Source organism: Myxococcus sp. CA051A (genome assembly GCF_013336705.1).
In the GTDB taxonomy this organism is placed as follows: domain Bacteria; phylum Myxococcota; class Myxococcia; order Myxococcales; family Myxococcaceae; genus Myxococcus; species Myxococcus llanfairpwllgwyngyllgogerychwyrndrobwllllantysiliogogogochensis.
Genome location: NZ_JABUMS010000009.1, coordinates 469,889 through 488,243 on the forward strand (window position 1 = coordinate 469,889; position 18,355 = coordinate 488,243).

Below are 18,355 nucleotides of genomic sequence, written 5' to 3' on the forward strand. Positions count from 1 at the left end.
GCACCCGACATGCCACGCTCAAGTCGCACGACGTAGGCAACGCGCCTCCCTGATTTCAACAGGTTGAAGGGAGGGACTCGGCAGGCCAGGGGCGAGCCCTGATGTCCACGGTCATCAGGGCCCTGACAGCAGTCATCCCCCCGCGAGCAGAGCGGCGGCGGTAAGTCATGGCCATCGGCAGGCTCGACACCCGCGCGGACTAGGATTCACCCTCCATGCGCTTTCGAAGGCCCGCTCTCGCCCTCTCCTCCACCGCGACGCTGCTCTTCGCTGCCTGCGCGCATGACCCGCCGGTCATCGAGTGCGGGCTCCTGGGCAACCACCTCGACCTGTGTGTGGAGGAACTGGCCAGGGGGAACCTGGACAAGGCGGAGGCTCACTGCGACATGGGCCTGGAGTTCAGTCCCCAGCACCCCGAGCTGCGCGCCAACAGGGGCGTCATCGCGTTGATGCGGAATGACACCGCGACGGCGAAGCGGCACCTCCGCCTGGCGATCAAGCTCAACCCAAACCACCCACAGGCGCATTCGAACCTGGGGTTCACCTACTTCAAGGAAGGGAACCCCGAGTCAGCGCGGAAGCGCTTCAGCCAGGCACTGAGCCTGAAGCCAGACCTGCTCGACGCGCGGCATGGACTGGGGCTCGCGCTCATGAAGCTCGGCCGGCGGGAGGAGGCCCGGAAGGAGCTCACCACGGTGCGGGACACCGCCCCTGACAACGCCAACTTCCACCGCACCCTCGGGATGTTGGACTACCAGGAGCAGAACCTGGAAGGCGCGCGCCAGAACCTCGCCAAGGCGGCTCAGCTCGCGCCCGAGAATCATCTCGCCTGGCAGGCGCTGGGCTCGGTGTTGATGGAGCAGCGGCGATTCAGTGAGGCGGAAGCGGCGTTCCACCGCTGCTTGAGATTGCAGGAGGCACCCGCCGAATGCCAGACCGGGCTGGAGCAGGCCCGGCGTGCGGCGGAGCCATGAGGAGGATACGGGCGGGTTGAGGCCGTCACACCGCCGACCGGCATCAACGCGCTCGTATCCCGGTTTCGTATTCCACGGCTTGACACACGATGCATCCAAGGCGCCGGCCTTCGATGACTGGCCATACCGAGTCTTCAGATGCGTCTTCATCCGCCAACCCGAACGCCAGGATCGTGAAACCTGGGCGTACGCCGCCGGCCAGCCACTTCAGATGCTCCGGAAGACTCTCGCTCGCATACCACTCCAGCCAGCCATAGAGGTCATCCGCGGGCGCGAGAACACCGCGTGGTCCTATCGCACAAGGTGCGCGATAGCAGTCCCCAAACCGCGTTACGTCTTGCACCTGGAGCTACTGAAAGGCGACCGCTCTCTCCAAAAACTGAAGCACCGCGCAACCAGCAATCGACTTTATCGATGACACGCCCTGAATTGCTGGACTTCACGGCTAGTCAACTATAGACCGAACCCAACCTCCCACTCAGCGAGCTCGCCATGCTCACCGCCCACGTGCGTCTTGTTCTTGTCGCAGTCCTATCCCTCATCACCCCCTCAGTTGCGATGGCGGCCAATGCCGTCGTGGGCACTACGTATCATGGACAAACCATTACTGCGCCACCGGGGACAAGCGTCAGCGATTGGAACATCCTGGTCGTTCCCAAGTACATGGGTTACACGGAGATCGGCTCCGAGGACGACAATGCCCTCCTGCGCTTCGAGGTATCGGCTTCTCCTCTCAACAACGTTGCGTGGTCGGTCTGGGCCCGTTTCAAGTATCGTAACAGCAGTGGGCCTGGCACCTGGTATGCCGGCAGCGTCGACTTTCTGCTGGTCCGCAAGACGTTGAGCGCCGCCGGTACGCTCACGCATGGTGAGAACCTTGCCGTGCCATCGGGCACGTCGATGGCTGACTGGAACATCATCGTCAGTCCCGCGTCGGCCGGCTTCGAAGAGCCAAGCGCCGAGTTCGACAATGCCCTGCTGCGGTTCTCGACGTCCTACACCATCGTCGACAACTTCACCTGGCAGCTCCAAGCCCCCTACAAGTTCCGCTATTCCAACCAGGGCCTGTCGTTCGTAGGCGCAGGCCAGGTGAACTACCTGCTGGTCTCGCGCAACGCGAGCTTCACTGGCTTCGCCTCGGATGGCCAGACCTTCGCCACGCAGGGAAACACCGCCGTGAGCGACTGGTCGGTGCTCGTGCTCCCCTCGAGCGTGGGCTTCGAGGAAGTGGGCAGCGAGGGCGATAATGCCCTTCTGCGGTTCGAAAGCACCGTTCAGGCCTTCGACAGCTACAGGTGGCAGGCGTTCGGCTCATACAAATACCGGAATCATAACGGCAGCGGCGTCTGGTATGGAGAAACGCTCAGCTACATCGCCGTCCGCAACTGATTCAACGGGTGGGTTGGCCCTCTCTCCAGGGCCAACCCAACATCCCCCGGGACTCATTCGTGGACTCGACCGCTCCCTGGGCCAGGACCTCCGACACCGGCCTTGGGGCGACGCGAAGCCGTGTCCCGACGGCGACGGTTCACCCCACGCGTCGCGGAGCCCGCGAAGCACCGGCGACCGAGTCCCTCACGAAGATGAGGTCGACGATACCTTCGGCCAGGACCTGCCCGGGTTCGGCCGGTGCCATGTCCCGAGGGCCCTCCCAGTAAGGCTCCACCGAGTGGTTGTCGAGCGTGTACAGCGCGAACCCGGCGTTCATGAACCGCGCCAGGAAGCGCGCGGGATCCCGTCCCTGCAGGTGGAAGAGCTTGGGGTCGAACTCCACCACGAACGCCACTTCGGGATGACAGCGCTCCAGCAGTTCGTCCAGCCCACTCTCCAGACACCCCTCGGCCCCCTCGACATCCACCTTGATGACACGGGCCCTGGCAGCCTCTTCGCGCGTGAGCAGGTCCACCAGCCGGCGCCCGGGCACTTCGCTCTCGGGTGCGCGTCCTCTGCGCTCATCCCTCCACGTCATCGCCGTGCCGGAATTGCCCGCATCGGGAGGGTAGATCTTCACCGTGCAGTCCTCATCCGCCAGGGCCATGTTCACAGCGCGGACGTTGGCGGCGGGGTTCAGGGACAAGTTCCTTTGTAGCAACTCGAAGTTTCGCGGCGAGGCCTCGATGGCCACCACCCCGCCCGTGGCACCGACGCACGCGGCCCCCAACAGCGTGAAGTAGCCCGCGTTCGCACCGACATCCACGAAGACATCTCCCGCGACCAACCGTGACTGCAGCCACGCCGTCAGGCTCGGCTCCCATACGCCCACGGCATAGACAGCGCCATGCACCAGGTCCGCGGTGTTCCCCGCAAACCGAAAGCCCCAGGAGGTGCGCACCACGAAGTCCCGCGGACCATGGATGCGGCGCAGCCCCTTGAGCGCCGTGAGCACGGCGAGCTTCGCCGGCCAGCCTCGTGTGTTCTGGCGCACGTAGCGAACCACCGGCACCACGGCGGATGCCATGCGAGACAGCAAACTCCGCCCAGTTGGAATCCAGCCCATGACGTCCCCCTCGTGAGCGGGGGCAGTCGTTTGCCCACGCCATTCATTGCACAATGCCCGACTCTCAGAATGTGCTGCGCGGTAGCCACACCCAGTCCTCTGTGGGCGTCCCATCCTTCCTCGCCATGGCCTGGGGCGCCAGCGCGCTCATGACCTACAGGGTGGACCGGTGGGGGCCGCGCGTGGACTGACTCTTGGTGACGCCGGGCACATTGGAGAGCTGGAGCGCCTTTCCACCCACGGTCACCGTGCCCTCGAAGAGCCCCATGGGCTGCTCGAACTTGCTGCGGACGAGCGCCTCCTCGCGATTCTCGGCATGGACGTACACAGGCTGGAAACGCAGGTCCACCGAGCCATCCACTGTCGTCACCTTCCATGGCCGCATCAACTCCATGTCGCGATATTCGAAGCGCACATCCGCCAGCGGGTACAGCCTGGAGACGGCCCACCTCCCCTGCAGACTGGGCAGGTCCACCTCGGCCAAATCTCCCTGGTACGTGCCGAATCGGGGCTCCCCCTCCGGTGTGGCCACCGACGAGGGAACCAGCGGCAGAAGCGCGTCACTCTCAGCCGTCATCCCTCATCATTGGACGCCACCCGCCGGTGGATGTCACGTGCCCGTAAAGGACGGGCCAGGAAGTCTAACGGCCCGCCGCACCGCCCTCGCCAGCCATTGCCCCGGCATGAGAGAGGGGCGCTCGACGGCAAGCGGGGCTATGGTCGCCTCCCTCGTGCGGAGGTGCCCTTGAAGAAGCTCATGATTGCCCTCGCAGCCCTGCTCGGCGTCGCCGGACTCGTGATGGCGGTGCCTGCCATCCGCCAGTGGAGGGAGGACTGGCAGAACGACGACCGCGGACTTGAGCCGGGCGGACTCCTCGGATTCGGAATCCCAGCGAAGCCACTCCCGGGCCAGGCCACGCCCCCGTGCACCGGAGGGTCCCTGGGCATTAACGGCGGGTGCTGGGAGAAGGTGGAGTTGTGGCTCAGGGACTGCGGCTCTGTCGGCTACGTCCACGAGGGCGGGTGCTACGTGCCCGCGAAGACGGCCCAGACGCGCGTTCCGCCAGGGTAGAGCTTCGCCGCAGCCGCCCGCACGTCCGACGGACGCCCCGGTGTTCGGGAGCGACCCGAAGGGCTGCGCAGTCGAGCGCTGCTGGGGCCCCTCATTCCCTTTTCTACAAGCCGAACGTGAATCGCGCACCGACGCCCGCCATCCCCTCGCGGGCGTTGGCCTCGGTGAAGGCGAACAAGCCCAGGCTGGCGAGGGGCATGCGCCCTCCCCTTCAACAGGGCCCCCTTCCTTCTTATGCGCGCGCTGAAGTGATCGGTTGAGCGGCATCGGCTGAACAAATTTGCTGAACGAAACGGACATTCATGACGATGTCCGAATCCGGCGAGTCCGCCTCCCGGCGCGGTGCTAGCCTGCACTCATGTCGACGCTTGCCAACGCCACCGCGATCCCTGACGCGCACACCTGTGAGCAGGCGCGCATCACCCGCGACCCGCGTTTCGACGGGCTCTTTTTTACCGCGGTCACCAGCACCAAGATCTATTGCCGCCCCGTCTGTCCGGCGCCGATGGCCAAGCGCTTCACGTATTACGCCAGCGCAGCCGCCGCGGAAGCCGGCGGCTACCGGCCTTGCCTGCGATGTCGCCCGGAACTGTCACCCGGCGACGGCGCATGGCGTCGTGGCGATGCGCTGTTGGCGCGCGCATTGAAACTGATCGAGCAAGGCGTTCTCGACGAACAGCCACTGTCGGCGCTCGCCGAACGCGTCGACATCGGCGAACGCCAGCTGCGTCGGCTGTTCGTCGAACGCCTCGGCGTGTCGCCAACGGGGGTGCATGGCACGCGACGCTTGTTGTTCGCCAAACAGCTGCTGACGGAAACGGCGCTGCCGATCACCGAAGTCGCGCTTGCGGCCGGTTTCGGCAGCCTGCGCCGCTTCAACGCCGCCTTCCTCGAAGCCTATCGAATGGCTCCGCGCGACCTGCGCAAGCAACGAGTCGAAGTTCCCGGTGAGACCGTGACGCTGCGCCTGGGTTACCGCCCACCCTACGACTTCGTCGCGATGCTCGATTTCCTGCGCGGGCGCGCGCTGCCCGGTGTCGAGGTGGTGGATGCCACGAGTTACTCGCGAGTTTTCGGCTCGCTCGATGCGCCGGGCTGGCTGCGTGTTTCGCAATGGCCCGCATCGCATCGCCTGGCGGACGACAATGCGCTGAAGCTCGAACTGCACGGCGCGCGCACTTCGCAGATGCTGGAGATCGTCCATCGGCTGCGACGCATGTTCGATCTCGACGCGGATCCGCGGGCCATCATCGAAGCGCTCGGCGCCGATGCGCGGCTGCGTCCGTTGCTGAAGCAGCGCGCGGGACTGCGCGTTCCCAGCGGCTGGGACGGATTCGAGATCGCGGTGCGCGCGATCATCGGCCAACAGATCAGCGTCGCAGGCGCACGCACGCTGGCGACGCGACTTTCACATCACTTCGGTCAGCCACTGCCCGCACCCCTCGCGCCTGGGCTCGACCACCTCTTCCCCACGCCCGATGCGCTGGCCGACGCCGACCTGGGTGCGATCGGCCTGACACGCGCGCGTGCGCAGACCGTACGGACCATGGCGCGCGCACTTCTGGATGGCCACGTCGACTTCAAGCCGGAGCGTACGCTGGACGATTTCACGGCGCGCTGGGTCGCGTTGCCCGGCATCGGCCCGTGGACCGCGCATTACATCGCGCTGCGCGCATTGGGCCATCCCGATGCATTCCCCGCCGACGACCTGGTGCTGCAGCGCGCGGTACCCAATGATGGTTCGCGCATGACCGCGAAGGCGCTGACCGCGCGGGCGGAAGCCTGGCGTCCCTGGCGCGCCTATGGTGTGATTCATCTGTGGAAGGATTCGATGGGGCCCGCGAAGGCCACCTCCATCGCGAACGCGTCCTCCACGAACACCACGGTCAAGCCCCCGCGGTTCAAGCGCACGCCGCCCAAGAGCGCACCCGTCAAGAAGGCGAAGGTGACCGCGTAATGCAAAGCAACGTGTTCTATCGCCACATCGAAAGCCCGGTCGGGGCGTTGCTGATTGCCGGCAATGACGAGGGCCTGCGGCTGATCGAGTTCCATGCACCGCGCCACCCGATGCGTCGTAGCGAGGATTGGCACGAAGGCGACCACGCGGTACTGCGGGACACTCAGAAGCAACTGGGCGAATACTTCGCGGGCAAACGCCGCAGCTTCGAACTGCCTCTGGCGCCGCAGGGGACGCAGTTCCAGCGCCAGGTGTGGTGGGAACTCGCCAACATTCCATTTGGCGGCACGATCAGTTACGCCGAACTCGCGCTGCGCGTGGACAGACCCACGGCGACACGCGCAGTGGGCGCGGCGAATGGGCGCAATCCGATTCCCATCGTGCTGCCTTGTCATCGCGTGATCGGCGCAAACGGCAGCCTCACCGGTTTCGGCGGCGGCTTGCCGACCAAGCAGTTCCTGCTGCAGTTGGAAGGAGCGATGCCGCGCCAGGTGGATCTGTTCGCGTGATGGGGCAGAACAAGCTCCTCGCTACAAGCCCACCATCCTCCGCCGACGTGCCACACCGGTGTCGTCACACAGCTGAGACATGCCGCGTCACGCTTGCGTCAGGCACATGTGCTATCCCCCGGAATTCTTCACTTGGAGGAAACACATGAAGTTCCGCAATTTCGTACTCGCCTGTGCTCTGTCTCTCGGAGTCACTGCCTGTGGCAGCACGTCTCCCGACGAGTCGCCCGTCGTCCCTGTCGAGGAGACGGGCGTCTCCACCGCCGCGGCGACGGCCACCCGCATCTACGCGTACGAGCCCACCGGCACGCACGAACTCAGCTTCGAGACGCTGGGCACCTTCGAGACGCGCAACAACCGCCGCGTGCTCGTGATTCGTGGCACCACCAATCGCTACATCAGCGATGTCTTCAGCTTCGTGCCGGATGATGCCTTTGGCACGGCGAGCGTCATCAGCGAGCGGCGCTTCGAGGTGGTGCTGGAGGAGGGCCACGAGCTGAACACGATGCTCTCCGGCCTGCCGCTGCTGGTCTCCATCGACACCTTCACGGGCTCGCCGACGCGGTACTACGCGCAGATCATCCTCGCGCCCCGCTTCTTCGACTTCCGTGGGCCGAACTCCATCTCCGTCTTCGAGAACGTCGACCCGGTCTACGTGCGCAACACGGCCGGCACCGAGGCCCTGATGTACCGCGGCCGGGTGGACTCGGCGGCCACGTCGCTCACCGTCACCGCGCCGGACGGCGTGCCGACGGTCTCCCGCGTGGACGCGGACACCTTCAACCTGGACTGGCGCTACCCGGCCGTGCACCAGGCCGTGGACCCGCACACCATTCCCCTCACCTTCACCGCCGCGCTGAACACCGGCGCCGTGGTGGACGAGACGGCGCGCCTCGTGGTGCGCGTCACCGGGCTGGCCATCAGCACCAACGACGACCCGTACAACACGTGGCCGTCCCCCGCATGCCAGCCGGCCGTCTACAACTGCTACCACTCGAAGCCCGCGGGCACGCTGGACTTCAGCTCGTGCGGTACCTACCGCCAGGTGCAGCGCTGCACGTACGCGAGCGCCTGCGAGGTGCTCCCCGGCCAGCCGCTGTCGCTCACCGAAATTGGCTTCCCGCTCCAGGCGCCCGACTCCGACGCCTCGGCCACGACGTGGTACGGGCTGGTCGGCATCGACGCGTACAGCACCCCGGAGTGCCCGGCCACCCCGGTGACCATCCAGACGGTGGTGGACCACCTCCACGAGACGACGCAGACCGTGCTGCCGTTCGATTGGGGCGTGGCCACCGACCGCGCCGGCATGGTGGTGGACAACTACTTCTTCGGCTCGAGCAGCGACCCGCTGCTGGCCGCCCTCGACACGTTCGCGGGCGGTGGCCCCATCCAGGCGTGGTTCGCCTGGGAGGAGATCCCCTGCCACAACTGCCACAGGTACGCCGAGTATGGCGTTCTGTACTACCCGAACAGCGGCAAGGTCATCTCGCTGAAGAGCTACCACGGCTACGACTGGTGATGAGCTCCCGCCCGGGCCGCCCCCAGCGCCCGGGCGGTCCTCCTCCAGGGAGTCGCCGCGGTCTACGGAACCGGGCCACGCCCAGGCACCGCGAGTGGACTGACGCCGAGTTGCTCAGGAGGACGTTCGACTTCACTGCGCGGGGGAGGGGCTTCCGGCCAACGTCCTCACAGCGGCATACACCCCTTGGACAGCCTGGGCCATGCGCGCGTAGTCAAGCGTGTCCCACGTGTCCCCCGCCTCGTGGTAGCGCGGGTTCCGGAAGAACGCCGTGTCCGTCACCATGACGGCCCGGTAGCCCTGCGCCCAGAAGCTGCCGTGGTCCGAGAAGTCCACCCCCTCCAGCGCCCGGGGCGCGCTCAGCGACTCCACCGGCAAGGGGCTCGCCCCCCGCATCGCCTCCGCCACGGTGTCCGTAAGCCCGCCGTCCCCCGGCGTGCCCACCACGCCGATGAAGTGGCCCGTGTCCGGGTACTTCAGCTTCAGCGCCGCCAGTGGATACTCCTGGCTGCCCGGCACGTCGGTGAAGTGGCCCAGCATCTCCAGCGCCACCATGGCGCGCACCCGCACCCCCGCCTCCTTCAACGAGCGCGCATGCACCGCGCTGCCCATGTTCCCCGTGCGGAAGTGCGGCGGCTCCTCCAGCGTGTAGGCCACCAGGTCCACCCGCAGGAGCGGCGGCTGGCGGCCCAGCCGCGCCGCCAGCTCCAGCAGCCCCGCCACCCCGCTGGCGTTGTCGTCCGCTCCGGGCGTGCCTCGCGCCGAGTCGTAGTGCGCGCCGACCACGATGCGCTCACCGTCCTCCGGCCCGAAGCGCGCGATGACGTTGCGGTAGTCCCGGCCGTCCACCCGGAAGTGCTGCGACTCCACGTGCCCTCCCGCCCGCGCCAGGTGGCCGGCGATGTAGTCCGCCGCGCGCTCCAGGTTCTCCGGGTGCCGCGAGTCCCTCGGGTGGAACGTCTCCGACAGCATGCGCACGTGCGCCCTCAGGCGCTCCACCTCCGTTTCCGTGGCAGGGCGGTGGACCACGGGCGCTGGGGCGGTGGCGGGCGGCAGGCCCCACCTCCACGCCAGGCCGAGGCCCGCCGCCAGCACGGCGGCCCCCACTCCCATCCACGCGCGTCTTCGCATCACGTGCTCCCTCCCGCCGGGCAGGCGTCCGCAAGTGCCCGGCTATATCCAGCTTCGACCCTCCAAGCAGGGGCGAAGTTCCGAGGAGAAACGGAGCGGCTGGACAGGGAGGCATGGGGCAGGTCTTCCGCGCCCGGGACTCGGTGCTGCATTGCCACGTCGCTCTCAAGTTCATGCAGCCGCTCGAGGAGCGCTCGGGGCTGGCGCTCACCTCGCTGCTCAAGGAGGAGGGCCGGTTCGCGGGCCTGGGGCTCAGCTACCGAGGCGTGGACCTGACCTCGACCACGTCGGTGACCCAGGGCTCGGGGAACGCCATCGAAGTGAGCCGCACGGGGGACATGGCCAAGGGAATCTTCAACGAGTACTCGCTGGCCTTGGCGCTCTTCAGCCTCATGCAGCAAACCGGGGGAGTGCGGCTCCAGGGCGAGGCGAAGGTGGTGGACTGAGCGTCCGCGTCGTCGGCGAGCTCGAGCCGCCTGACGATGGCGGGCATCGCGGACCGACGCAGGCCCTTGCGAGCCCCGCCGGTCCTGTGTCCCGCGCCGGAAGGTCGGTCGAGGCCTCTGTCAGAAGAGGTCGTGCGCGGGCCATGCGCTGACGCCGTTCACGACATCCCTCATGAGTTCGTCGAGGTTGATGTCGGGGGTGTTCGAGGCGGGGCTGTTGTTGGAATTGGCCATGGCGGACCAGGTGAACTCTTCGGAGCCGCTGGGCCCGTGGCGGTCAGCGGTTCGCACCAACATGGCCAAGGTGCCCTGGAGGTAGCCGTTGTGCCACCAATCGGAGTCGTTGCTCACCACCCATCCCCTGGCGTAGGCGGTGGGATTGCCCGAGGGGTCGCGCGCCGTGGTGCGTGTGGTCATCGTGGTGAGTGAGGTCGTGCTCAGCAGGTCCGGGACGGTGGAGAACCCATCCGCTCTCACGGTGACGCGCAGCAAGTCGATGGGCGTGACGACCCATCCGCCATGCGCATCCATGCGACGCAGTTGCATGCCGTAGGGATTGTAGGCCTTCTTTCCGAGCTGGTGGTAGACGACCTCGTCGGGCAGACGCTCGCTCAGCGTATCGCCTCCCACGGCGAAGCTGGTGGCTCCGCTGGGTGTGAACACCTGGTCACGCATATAGGCTTCGTAGGTCATCCCCGTGACGCGTTCGATGATGCGCCCGAGGATGCTGTAGCCGAAGTTCGAATATTGGTACGTCGTCCCAGGCGCGAACTCGAGGGGCTCGCTCCGCACCACCCAGTTGATGAGCTCTTCGTGCGTCAGGCCCGCATAGCTGGCCATCGGGTCGCCCGTGCCATCGGCGCTGTTGTTGTCCCATCCGCCTGCGGTGTGCTCGAGCAGGTGCTGGAAAGAGGGACCCGGCCGCGGCCCTGTGGGCCTTCAAGGCCGCGTCCTTCTGATTCACCAGCCGCGGGTTGACTCCCCGGCGGCGAGCAACGCGATAAGGTGCTGCGGTGCTCCTCGACGCCAAGCCCTCCAGGCCCCGGACCGCTCAGGCTCGCCTCGCGCGCCTCGCCGTACTCGTCGTGCCGGCGATGTTCCTCTCGACGTGCGCGACGGGTCTGCTCCTGTCCCTGCCCCCCGGCCCGCTGTGTGACGAGGGCATGGCGCTCTTCATGGAGGGCGGCTGCGACTGGGGGGAGAGCAACTTCTTCTTCTACACGAAGGCGAACCTGCTGCTGTGGATGAACGTGGTCCTCGCACTGAGCTTCCGGTGGCGCGCGGTCGCCACATGGCAGTTCCTGCCCCACCTCGCGGTCCTCGTGGCGGTCGGCGTCGGCATGCAAAGCGACCCGAACTGCGACACCTACTACGACCACCCGAACGGCAGCATTGGGCAGATGGCCACGGAGGCCATCGCCTTCGCTCTTCTCGGCATGGCGCTCGCGTGGCGCTTTCGCGGTGCGCGGCATTCGACACAATTGGGGTTGCTCGTGGCGTGGAACGGGGTCCACGTCGCCATCTTCTATGCGTGGCTGTCCGTGGCGAACCACTGGGAGTGGAGACACACGTGGTACGTCGCGGCGTCCCTGCTGACGGTCGGCGTCGTCGTGCGGTGGAGCATGCCGTCGCGACGGCCCGGGGCCGCGTCGGCGGTGCCGAGCCAGCAAACCGAACCGCTTGCGCCTCAGAGCGGATGAAGCAGAGGACACCGCGGGTGGGCTTACACCGAGTTGCTCAGCAGGACGTTCGACTTCGACGTGTTCGCCTGCGTGAGGTGTGGAGACAGGCTCAAGGGTCTTGGCGTACGTGAGGTCGACTGCGCCGACGCCGTGACGTCCTGGGGCGTGTTCTTCAATCCCCCGACATCCTCCCATCCCGTCGCTCGGCAATTCGAAGGCCCGTGCATGGGAGGCCTCGAGGTGCGGCCCTCGATGGCCCTTGATTCGAATCAAGTTCGCTGAATCCTCGAGGCGCATCCCCGCCTTGTCACAATGAAAACGGCGGCCTCCCCTTGGGGAGGCCACCGCTCTCACTGCTTCGGGCTCCGGACTACTGAGCGGTGGTGATGGTGCCCACCTCCACGTTGATTGCCTGCAGCGAGCCGGAGGCTGGCAGCGCGTGTGCCTTGAGGACGTTCAGCGGCACCACGATACCGGCCGGCGTCTCGGCGATGACCTCCACGGTCAGCGCCACGGACAGCAGCGCGCCGTCGTACGCGTGCGCCGGAGCGCCCTTCTGGTACACGCCCACGCGCAGCGTGCTGCCCTTCACGCCCGACTTGAGCAGTTGGGGCGCGGCGCCGAGCTCATAGCCACGGTTGGCCACGTACTCGGAGCCGTCCACGGTGGACCACGACGCCGTGGCCGCATCCAGCCCCAGCGTCAGGTCCGCGCCGCGGCCGGACTGGCCCGTGGGGCCCACCAGGTCCAGCACCAGCGTGTTGCCCGAAGACAGACTGGCGTTGCGAACCAGGCGCCAGCCCGCCCCCGTGGGGTCCACGTAGTTCACCGTGCCAGCAACAGGCACGGTGATGACGGAGGAGTCCTTCTTCGACGCATCCGCCACGCTGGTGGCCGTCACGGTGTACGTCCCCGGCCTGTTCGGCGCGGTGTACACACCCGTGCTGCTCACGGTGCCGTTGGCCGAACCGCCCTCGACGGCCCAGGTCACCGCGACGACGGAGGTGCCCGTCACTTCAGCCGTGAGGTTGACGACAGTCGCCTGCCCCACCGTCGCGGTCTTCGGAGTGACACTCACCTCCACCGTCGGAACGACGATGGCTTCCACGGAGAGGCTGGCCGAGTCGGACTTCGTCGGGTCCGCCACGCTGGTGGCCCTCACGACGAACGTGCCCGCGCGGCGCGGCGCCCGGTACACGCCCGTGCTGCTCACGGTGCCGTTGTCGTCTCCACCCGCCACGGACCACTGCACCGCGACGTTGTTCGTCCCAGTGACCTGCGCGGACAGGGAGAAGGAGCCATCCTGCTCCACCGTGCCCGTCTTCGGAGAGACAGCCACCGCAACCGCCTCGACGACGACAGGCTCCACCGTGATGGAGGCGGAGCCCTTCTTCGTCGGGTCCGCCACGCTGGTGGCCGTCACGGTGTACGTGCCCGTCTTGTTCGGCGCGCGGTACACGCCCGTACTGCTGACGAAGCCGTTCGCGTCGCCACCCTCCACGGACCACTGCACCGCGAGGTTGTTGGTGCCGGTGACCTCGGCCGTGAGCTGGACGATGCCATCCCAAGTGGTGGTGCCCGACGAGGGGCTCACCGTCACCGCCACCTCCCCGACGACGACAGGCTCCACCGTGACGGAGGCGGAGCCCTTCTTCGTCGGGTCCGCCACGCTGGTGGCCGTCACGGTGTACGTGCCCGCCGTGTTCGGCGCCGTGTACCGGCCCGTGCTGCTCACGGTGCCGTTCTCGTCGCCCCCGTCCACGGACCACTGCACCGCGGTGATGGAGGAACCGGAGACCTCCGCCGTGAGGTCCGTGGCGGTCCCCTGGCCAATGGTCACCACCTCCGGCGTCACCTTCACGATGACCGTCGGAGTCTGGACTGCCTCCACCTTGACGGTGGCCGAGTCCTTCTTCGAGGTGTCCACCGCGTTGGTGGCCACCACGGTGTACGTGCCGGCCTCGGCCGGCGCGGTGTAGACGCCCGAGCTGCTGATGGTGCCGTGGGAGTCGCCTCCCTCCACCGACCAGAGGACGCGCGGGTCCTTCGCGTCCTTCACCGAGGCGTTGAAGGTCGCCTTCTCACCGGCCTTCACCGTGACGTTCTTCGGAGTCACCGTCACCGGCCCCGAGTCGGAGTCGGTGCAGGCCACCAGCGCCCCCATCAGGAGCGGAACAATGAGCTTCATCCACGTTTTCATTGGGGATTACCGTCCGAACTGGCTGACGAAGAGAGTGATGTCGCTGTCGTTCACGGAGTCGACGCCGTCGAGGTTCGTCTCCTCGGAGCCCTGGGTGCCGTAGTCCTGCGCGAGCAGGCCCATGTCCTCTCCGTCCACGACGTTGTCGCCATTGATGTCGCCCGTGTAGACCCGGAAGGTCGCCACGGCCTTCGCCGTCGGTACCACGACGCTCACCGCGGACACGTGGCACAGGCCACGGCCCCCCGGCGCGGCGTAGACGCCGTCCGCGCTGATGGTGCCGCAGATGCGACCCTCCACCACGGACCAGCTCACCGCCGTGTTCACCGCGTTCGCCACGTTCGCCCGCAGAGCGACCGTTTCACCCACCGGCACCACGTGCGATGCCACCGCGAACTCCACCGTGACGGGATGCAGCGTGAAGGGGGTGGTCGCCCTGGACCAGTTGCCGTAGGCGTCGTACGCCACCGCCTCGAGGACGTGCTCCCCCGGCGCCAGCGGAATCGGGAACAGCGGCAGCGTGTACGGCTCGGACGTGCTCCTCCCCTTCAGTGCGCCGTCCACGTAGAACTCCACGTAGGCCACGCCCGTGTCGTCGGTGACCTCGGCCCGCATCGTGTAGGTCTCGAACAGGCCCTCCACGCTGGCGGTGATGTGCGGCGCGCCCTGGTCCTGGATGGTGGAGTTGCGCACCTCGAAGCTCACCGTGCGCTCCGTCGTGTTGCCCGCCTTGTCCGTGGCCGTCGCCTTGAACTCATGCGGGCCATTGGACAGGCTCCTCGTGTCGAACGCCGTCGCGTAGACGCCATCGACGTCCGTGAACGAGCTCACCGGAGCGCCGTCCACCAGGAACGCGAGGGTGGACGTCCAAACGTTGTCGCGCACGGAGGCCCGGAGCTGCACCGTCCCGTAGCTGCCCTCGACCGCCGCGGAGAGCGTGGGGCTCTGGATGTCCGCCTGGGTCGAGGTGATCAGGTTGATGTCATCCAGGAAGAACTGGGTGACTTCGTCCGCGATCTGCGGGGCTGCCGTCTGGTCCACGTCAAAGAACAACTGCACCGTCTGGCCCCGGTACGCGGTCAGGTCGAAGCGGTGCTGGATGTACTCCGCGTTGGTGTCATTCACGTTGGAGAGCGTCCTCAGCGTCGCCAACTCGGTGCCGGCGGAATCCCGCACCTTCGCGCTGAAGGTGTGGTGGGCCACGGCGTCGGTGAACGCACCGTTGTAGATGCGCAGCCAGAAGCTGAAGATGGCCGAGGTCGCGGTCGCCGGAATGGCCACGGACTGACGGACGGAGTGCCGCGCCGGACCCGCGTTGGTCCAGAAGACGTACATGCGGCTGCCCGTGTGCGCGAAGGACGCGTTGCTGAAAATGCCCGCCGAGCCCGACAAGGTCGTCGCCCCTGTCCAGCTCGTGGAGGTCTCGAAGCTGGGATTGAGCACGCGCTGGGTGGCGGTGGTGTCCACGTAGAACGTCACCACGGGAGAGTCCCCCGCGTTGGCGCCCGCGTCCGTGGCCCGGGCGACGAGCGTGTGCTCGCCGGCCGTCAACGTGGAGAGATTGACGACCCGGGTGAACGACTTGACCGAGTTGCCCAGGGACACGCCGTCGACGAGGAACTCCACCGCGTTGACGAAGCCGTTGTCGGACACGTCCGCGAAATAGCCCACGCGCGTGCCGGAGAAGACCACGTTGGCCCTCACCCGGGGCGCCTCGGCATCCGCCGCGCGGATGACGCGCAGCGAGAAGTCATCCAACTGGAAGCTGCTGGCGAGCGAGGCGTTCTCGCTGCCCTCCACGAAGATGCGCACCGTCTGGCCCGCGAAGGCCGTCAGGTCCACGCTCTGCTGCACCCAGCCCAGCGTCGCGTCCAGGTTGGACCACGTCGCCACCGTCCCCAGCACCGTGCCGGAGGTGTCGCGCACCTGCAGCGTCAGCGTGTCGCGGACGGCGGTGGTTGTCGTCTCGGCGGTGGTGAGGTTGAGGAAGAACGTCAGCGAGGCCTGGGTGACGCCAGAGGGAATCGTGACGTCCTGCCACAGCCGGTCGACGTGCGTCGTGCCCCAGCCGTTGAGCCACACGTAGCCCTGGCCCGAGTGCGTGCCGGAGGAGACCGGGAAGTTGATGTTCTCCGGCGGGTCCGCCACCCATCCCTGGCCGGCCAGCTCGAAGCCCGGGTCGGTCAGGAGCTGCTCGAAGCTGCTGGAGACGGTGAAGCTCGCCGGAGCGGACGCGGTGGAGTTTCCGGCCGCGTCGTACGCCACGGCCACCAATTGGTGCGAGCCGTTGGACAGCGAGGTGGCGTCCAGCGGCAGCTGGTACGGCTGGGCGGAGACGTTCCCCGTCAGGGCGCCGTCGACGAAGAACTCCACGCGGGCCACGCCGACGTTGTCGTCGGCCTGCGCGTGCAGTTGGAGATCAGGCGCGCTGCCAGAGACGCTCGCGGAGACGGTGGGGGACGTGCGGTCGTCATACGTTCCGGCGGTGTAGCCCACGTTGATGGCCGCGAAGGCGTTCTGCACCGCGCGGTACTCGTTGGACTGGGAGCCGAAGAGGTCCGCCGCGGCCAGGAGGCTGCTGGTGCGGGCCGACATGTAGTTGGACGACGGGAACAGGTAGACGGTGAGCGCGCGGTACCAGATGGCCGCCGCCTTGTCGTTGCCGATGCCCCTCATGCCCGAGGCCAGGTAGGTGCTGGAGTAGTCGGTGCCGACGGACAGCGGCTGCGCGCCCTGGGACAGGAAGTAGAAGGCACGGTTCATCGGGCCGCTGCTGAAGTGTACGTCGATGTTGCCGAGACCGGGGTACCAGGCGTCCACGCTCGCGCCGTCCAGCGACGGGCGGAACATGACGCGCAGCGGGATGTCGCTGAGCTGCTCGGCCATGAGCCAGTTGCCGCCGGTGTCACCAATGACGCTGCCGCGGCCGTTGGCCACCCAGAACTCCGTCAGGGTGCCGAAGATGTCCGAGTTGGCCTCGTTGAGGCCGCCGGACTCGCCTTCGTAGATGAGGCCCGCCGTGTGCGAGGTGACGCCGTGGGTCATCTCGTGGCCCGTCACGTCGAGCACGCCCATGGACCGCATGCCGTTGGCGGCCGGGTACGAGCCGTCGCCGTAGCTCATGCAGAAGCAGCCATCACTCCAGAAGGCGTTGTCGTAAAGGTTGCTGGCATGCACCCGGTTGTAGGTGGGCGAGCCGAAGCCGTCCACGCCGTCGCGGCCGAAGATCTTCTTGTAGAAGTCCCACGTCGTCAGCAGGCCGTAGTGCGCGTCGACGGCGGCGGTCTGACCGTTGGTGCTCAGGGTGTTGTTGGCGCCGACGATGTAGTTCTGGCCGTCGCCCCAGGTGTTGTCGGCGTCCGTGTAGAGGGTCAACGTGGGGATGACGCCGTTCTGCACGGCGGCGTGGTTGACGTCATAGGTCCGGATGCCCTCGCCGCCGGCGCGCGTGACGTCGCGCAGCTCGAAGAGGCCCTGGGCGTTCTGGAAGACGTCCAACGGCACGTCACCGCTGTATTGCGAGCGGCCGAGGCCCTTGGCCGCGGCCGTCTGGAGCGAGTTCCACTTCTTCAGCACGTCGCCCGAGTGCGCGTCGATGATGAAGTCCGTGTGCTTGACGCCGTCCTTCGCGTTCTCCAGCTCGGTGTGCACGTGGTACGCGAGCCGGTAACCCATGACCTGCGTGTCGAAGTCCGCCGCGTTCTGCTTCGCGACGGGCTTGCCGGGATAGCGGTTCACGAGCCGCGTCTGGGGGTAGACGATGAGCTCGCTCTTCGGCGCGGCACCGAACTCACCCTTGGGCGCCAGTTCCTGGGTGGCCTTCGTCACCGCGGACTTCGCATCCAGCGTGGGCGTCACGTCCAGGCGGATGCCCTTGCGCAGACCCTCACTGGTGATGCGGAGGTCCCCCACGGACAGTCCCTGGTGGGTGATGGCCAGGGCGCCCCATACGGGTACGCCCTGGTATGTCTGCGCGAACCGCGCGTGCGTCTGACCAAAGCGGTCCGTGCTGGAGCTGGACAGTTGGAAGCCGTCCCGCGAGCCGAGCCCGAGTTGGAGGCTTTGCGCCTTGAGGGTTGACAGGGATTCCGCGACACGGGCGGGTTCCCGGACCTGGAGTTGCGTCAGCGTGAGTGGTGAAACAGGGGTGAGTTTCTCAGCCGCGAGGGATGAGCTCGCCGAGAAAAGACCGGCGAGGAGCAGAGGCCACCGGGGCCACGGCTTGGACATTGAGTTGACTCCACACAGCGTTCGGGGGGACTCCCGCCGTCAGCACCCGTGGTGGCGTGCCGCCGCCGGAAGGATCACACTCATAGTGGAGGGGCCGGACAGCCTCAGACCTTGGCCCCGTATGATCCACGGTCAGCG

The 18,355-nt window shown here is 67.2% G+C and carries 13 protein-coding genes and 1 pseudogene; 8 read left to right on the forward strand and 6 right to left on the reverse strand.

Features of this window, described 5'->3' with window-relative positions; all coding sequences use genetic code 11:
• The first annotated feature begins 215 nt into the window (after positions 1–215).
• Both HUA74_RS26890 and HUA74_RS26895 read left to right on the forward strand, forming a co-directional pair.
• Positions 216–974 (forward strand): tetratricopeptide repeat protein, encoded by a 759-nt coding sequence (locus HUA74_RS26890; protein WP_174456826.1) that lies wholly within the window; start codon positions 216–218, stop codon positions 972–974.
• A gap of 492 nt (positions 975–1,466) precedes the next feature.
• A complete protein-coding gene (locus HUA74_RS26895) occupies positions 1,467–2,363 on the forward strand; it encodes a hypothetical protein (protein ID WP_174456827.1) in 897 nt (298 codons plus the stop codon).
• A gap of 139 nt (positions 2,364–2,502) precedes the next feature.
• On the opposite strand, the gene HUA74_RS26900 is transcribed toward HUA74_RS26895, so the two are convergent.
• Together HUA74_RS26900 and HUA74_RS26905 are read right to left on the reverse strand one after the other, a co-directional pair.
• Complete coding sequence (locus tag HUA74_RS26900) at positions 2,503–3,432, reverse strand: FkbM family methyltransferase (protein ID WP_174456828.1); 930 nt, start codon at positions 3,430–3,432, stop codon at positions 2,503–2,505.
• Positions 3,433–3,625: 193 nt separating this feature from the next.
• Positions 3,626–4,048: a DUF2804 family protein gene (locus tag HUA74_RS26905; protein WP_174456829.1), complete on the reverse strand. Its 423-nt coding sequence runs from the start codon at positions 4,046–4,048 to the stop codon at positions 3,626–3,628.
• A gap of 168 nt (positions 4,049–4,216) precedes the next feature.
• Here HUA74_RS26905 and HUA74_RS26910 point away from each other — a divergent pair, with 168 nt between their 5' ends.
• The 4 genes from HUA74_RS26910 to HUA74_RS26925 all read left to right on the forward strand — a co-directional run bounded on the left by HUA74_RS26910 (position 4,217) and on the right by HUA74_RS26925 (position 8,528).
• Positions 4,217–4,543 (forward strand): hypothetical protein, encoded by a 327-nt coding sequence (locus HUA74_RS26910; RefSeq protein WP_174456830.1) that lies wholly within the window; start codon positions 4,217–4,219, stop codon positions 4,541–4,543.
• Positions 4,544–4,901: 358 nt separating this feature from the next.
• Entirely contained in the window at positions 4,902–6,500 is a 1,599-nt protein-coding gene (locus tag HUA74_RS26915; protein WP_254625261.1) for a DNA-3-methyladenine glycosylase 2 family protein, read from the forward strand.
• Positions 6,500–7,009 (forward strand): methylated-DNA--[protein]-cysteine S-methyltransferase, encoded by a 510-nt coding sequence (locus HUA74_RS26920; RefSeq protein WP_174456831.1) that lies wholly within the window; start codon positions 6,500–6,502, stop codon positions 7,007–7,009. The genes HUA74_RS26915 and HUA74_RS26920 overlap by 1 nt, the downstream gene beginning before the upstream one ends.
• 145 nt (positions 7,010–7,154) lie before the next feature.
• Positions 7,155–8,528: a hypothetical protein gene (locus HUA74_RS26925; RefSeq protein WP_174456832.1), complete on the forward strand. Its 1,374-nt coding sequence runs from the start codon at positions 7,155–7,157 to the stop codon at positions 8,526–8,528.
• A gap of 132 nt (positions 8,529–8,660) precedes the next feature.
• On the opposite strand, the gene HUA74_RS26930 is transcribed toward HUA74_RS26925, so the two are convergent.
• On the reverse strand, positions 8,661–9,659 hold the full coding sequence (locus HUA74_RS26930) for a M28 family peptidase (protein ID WP_174456866.1): 999 nt from the start codon (positions 9,657–9,659) through the stop codon (positions 8,661–8,663).
• A gap of 113 nt (positions 9,660–9,772) precedes the next feature.
• Here HUA74_RS26930 and HUA74_RS26935 point away from each other — a divergent pair, with 113 nt between their 5' ends.
• Complete coding sequence (locus HUA74_RS26935) at positions 9,773–10,105, forward strand: hypothetical protein (RefSeq protein WP_174456833.1); 333 nt, start codon at positions 9,773–9,775, stop codon at positions 10,103–10,105.
• 120 nt (positions 10,106–10,225) lie between these two features.
• Here HUA74_RS26935 and HUA74_RS26940 read toward each other — a convergent pair.
• Positions 10,226–11,008 (reverse strand): annotated as a pseudogene (locus HUA74_RS26940) (serine hydrolase domain-containing protein); the annotation flags it as partial.
• Between the two features lie 191 nt (positions 11,009–11,199).
• Here HUA74_RS26940 and HUA74_RS26945 point away from each other — a divergent pair.
• Complete coding sequence (locus HUA74_RS26945) at positions 11,200–11,805, forward strand: hypothetical protein (RefSeq protein ID WP_174456834.1); 606 nt, start codon at positions 11,200–11,202, stop codon at positions 11,803–11,805.
• A gap of 352 nt (positions 11,806–12,157) precedes the next feature.
• Here the strand turns inward: HUA74_RS26945 and HUA74_RS26950 are convergent, their stop codons facing one another.
• Together HUA74_RS26950 and HUA74_RS26955 are read right to left on the reverse strand one after the other, a co-directional pair.
• Positions 12,158–13,975 carry a hypothetical protein gene (locus tag HUA74_RS26950; protein WP_174456835.1) on the reverse strand — a complete coding sequence of 606 codons (1,818 nt, stop codon included), beginning with the start codon at positions 13,973–13,975 and terminating at the stop codon, positions 12,158–12,160.
• An 18-nt stretch (positions 13,976–13,993) separates the two neighbouring features.
• Positions 13,994–18,217: a M4 family metallopeptidase gene (locus HUA74_RS26955; RefSeq protein ID WP_174456836.1), complete on the reverse strand. Its 4,224-nt coding sequence runs from the start codon at positions 18,215–18,217 to the stop codon at positions 13,994–13,996.
• Positions 18,218–18,355: the final 138 nt, after the last annotated feature.

Coding starts and splice junctions, on each gene's coding strand:
- HUA74_RS26945 (WP_174456834.1), top strand. CDS start 11,200: ATGTTCCTCTCGACGTGCGCGACGGGTCTGCTCCTGTCCCTGCCCCCC.
- HUA74_RS26920 (WP_174456831.1), top strand. CDS start 6,500: ATGCAAAGCAACGTGTTCTATCGCCACATCGAAAGCCCGGTCGGGGCG.
- HUA74_RS26930 (WP_174456866.1), bottom strand. CDS start 9,659: ATGCGAAGACGCGCGTGGATGGGAGTGGGGGCCGCCGTGCTGGCGGCG.
- HUA74_RS26950 (WP_174456835.1), bottom strand. CDS start 13,975: ATGAAGCTCATTGTTCCGCTCCTGATGGGGGCGCTGGTGGCCTGCACC.
- HUA74_RS26915 (WP_254625261.1), top strand. CDS start 4,902: ATGTCGACGCTTGCCAACGCCACCGCGATCCCTGACGCGCACACCTGT.
- HUA74_RS26890 (WP_174456826.1), top strand. CDS start 216: ATGCGCTTTCGAAGGCCCGCTCTCGCCCTCTCCTCCACCGCGACGCTG.
- HUA74_RS26935 (WP_174456833.1), top strand. CDS start 9,773: ATGGGGCAGGTCTTCCGCGCCCGGGACTCGGTGCTGCATTGCCACGTC.
- HUA74_RS26895 (WP_174456827.1), top strand. CDS start 1,467: ATGCTCACCGCCCACGTGCGTCTTGTTCTTGTCGCAGTCCTATCCCTC.
- HUA74_RS26955 (WP_174456836.1), bottom strand. CDS start 18,217: ATGTCCAAGCCGTGGCCCCGGTGGCCTCTGCTCCTCGCCGGTCTTTTC.
- HUA74_RS26905 (WP_174456829.1), bottom strand. CDS start 4,048: ATGACGGCTGAGAGTGACGCGCTTCTGCCGCTGGTTCCCTCGTCGGTG.
- HUA74_RS26900 (WP_174456828.1), bottom strand. CDS start 3,432: ATGGCATCCGCCGTGGTGCCGGTGGTTCGCTACGTGCGCCAGAACACA.
- HUA74_RS26925 (WP_174456832.1), top strand. CDS start 7,155: ATGAAGTTCCGCAATTTCGTACTCGCCTGTGCTCTGTCTCTCGGAGTC.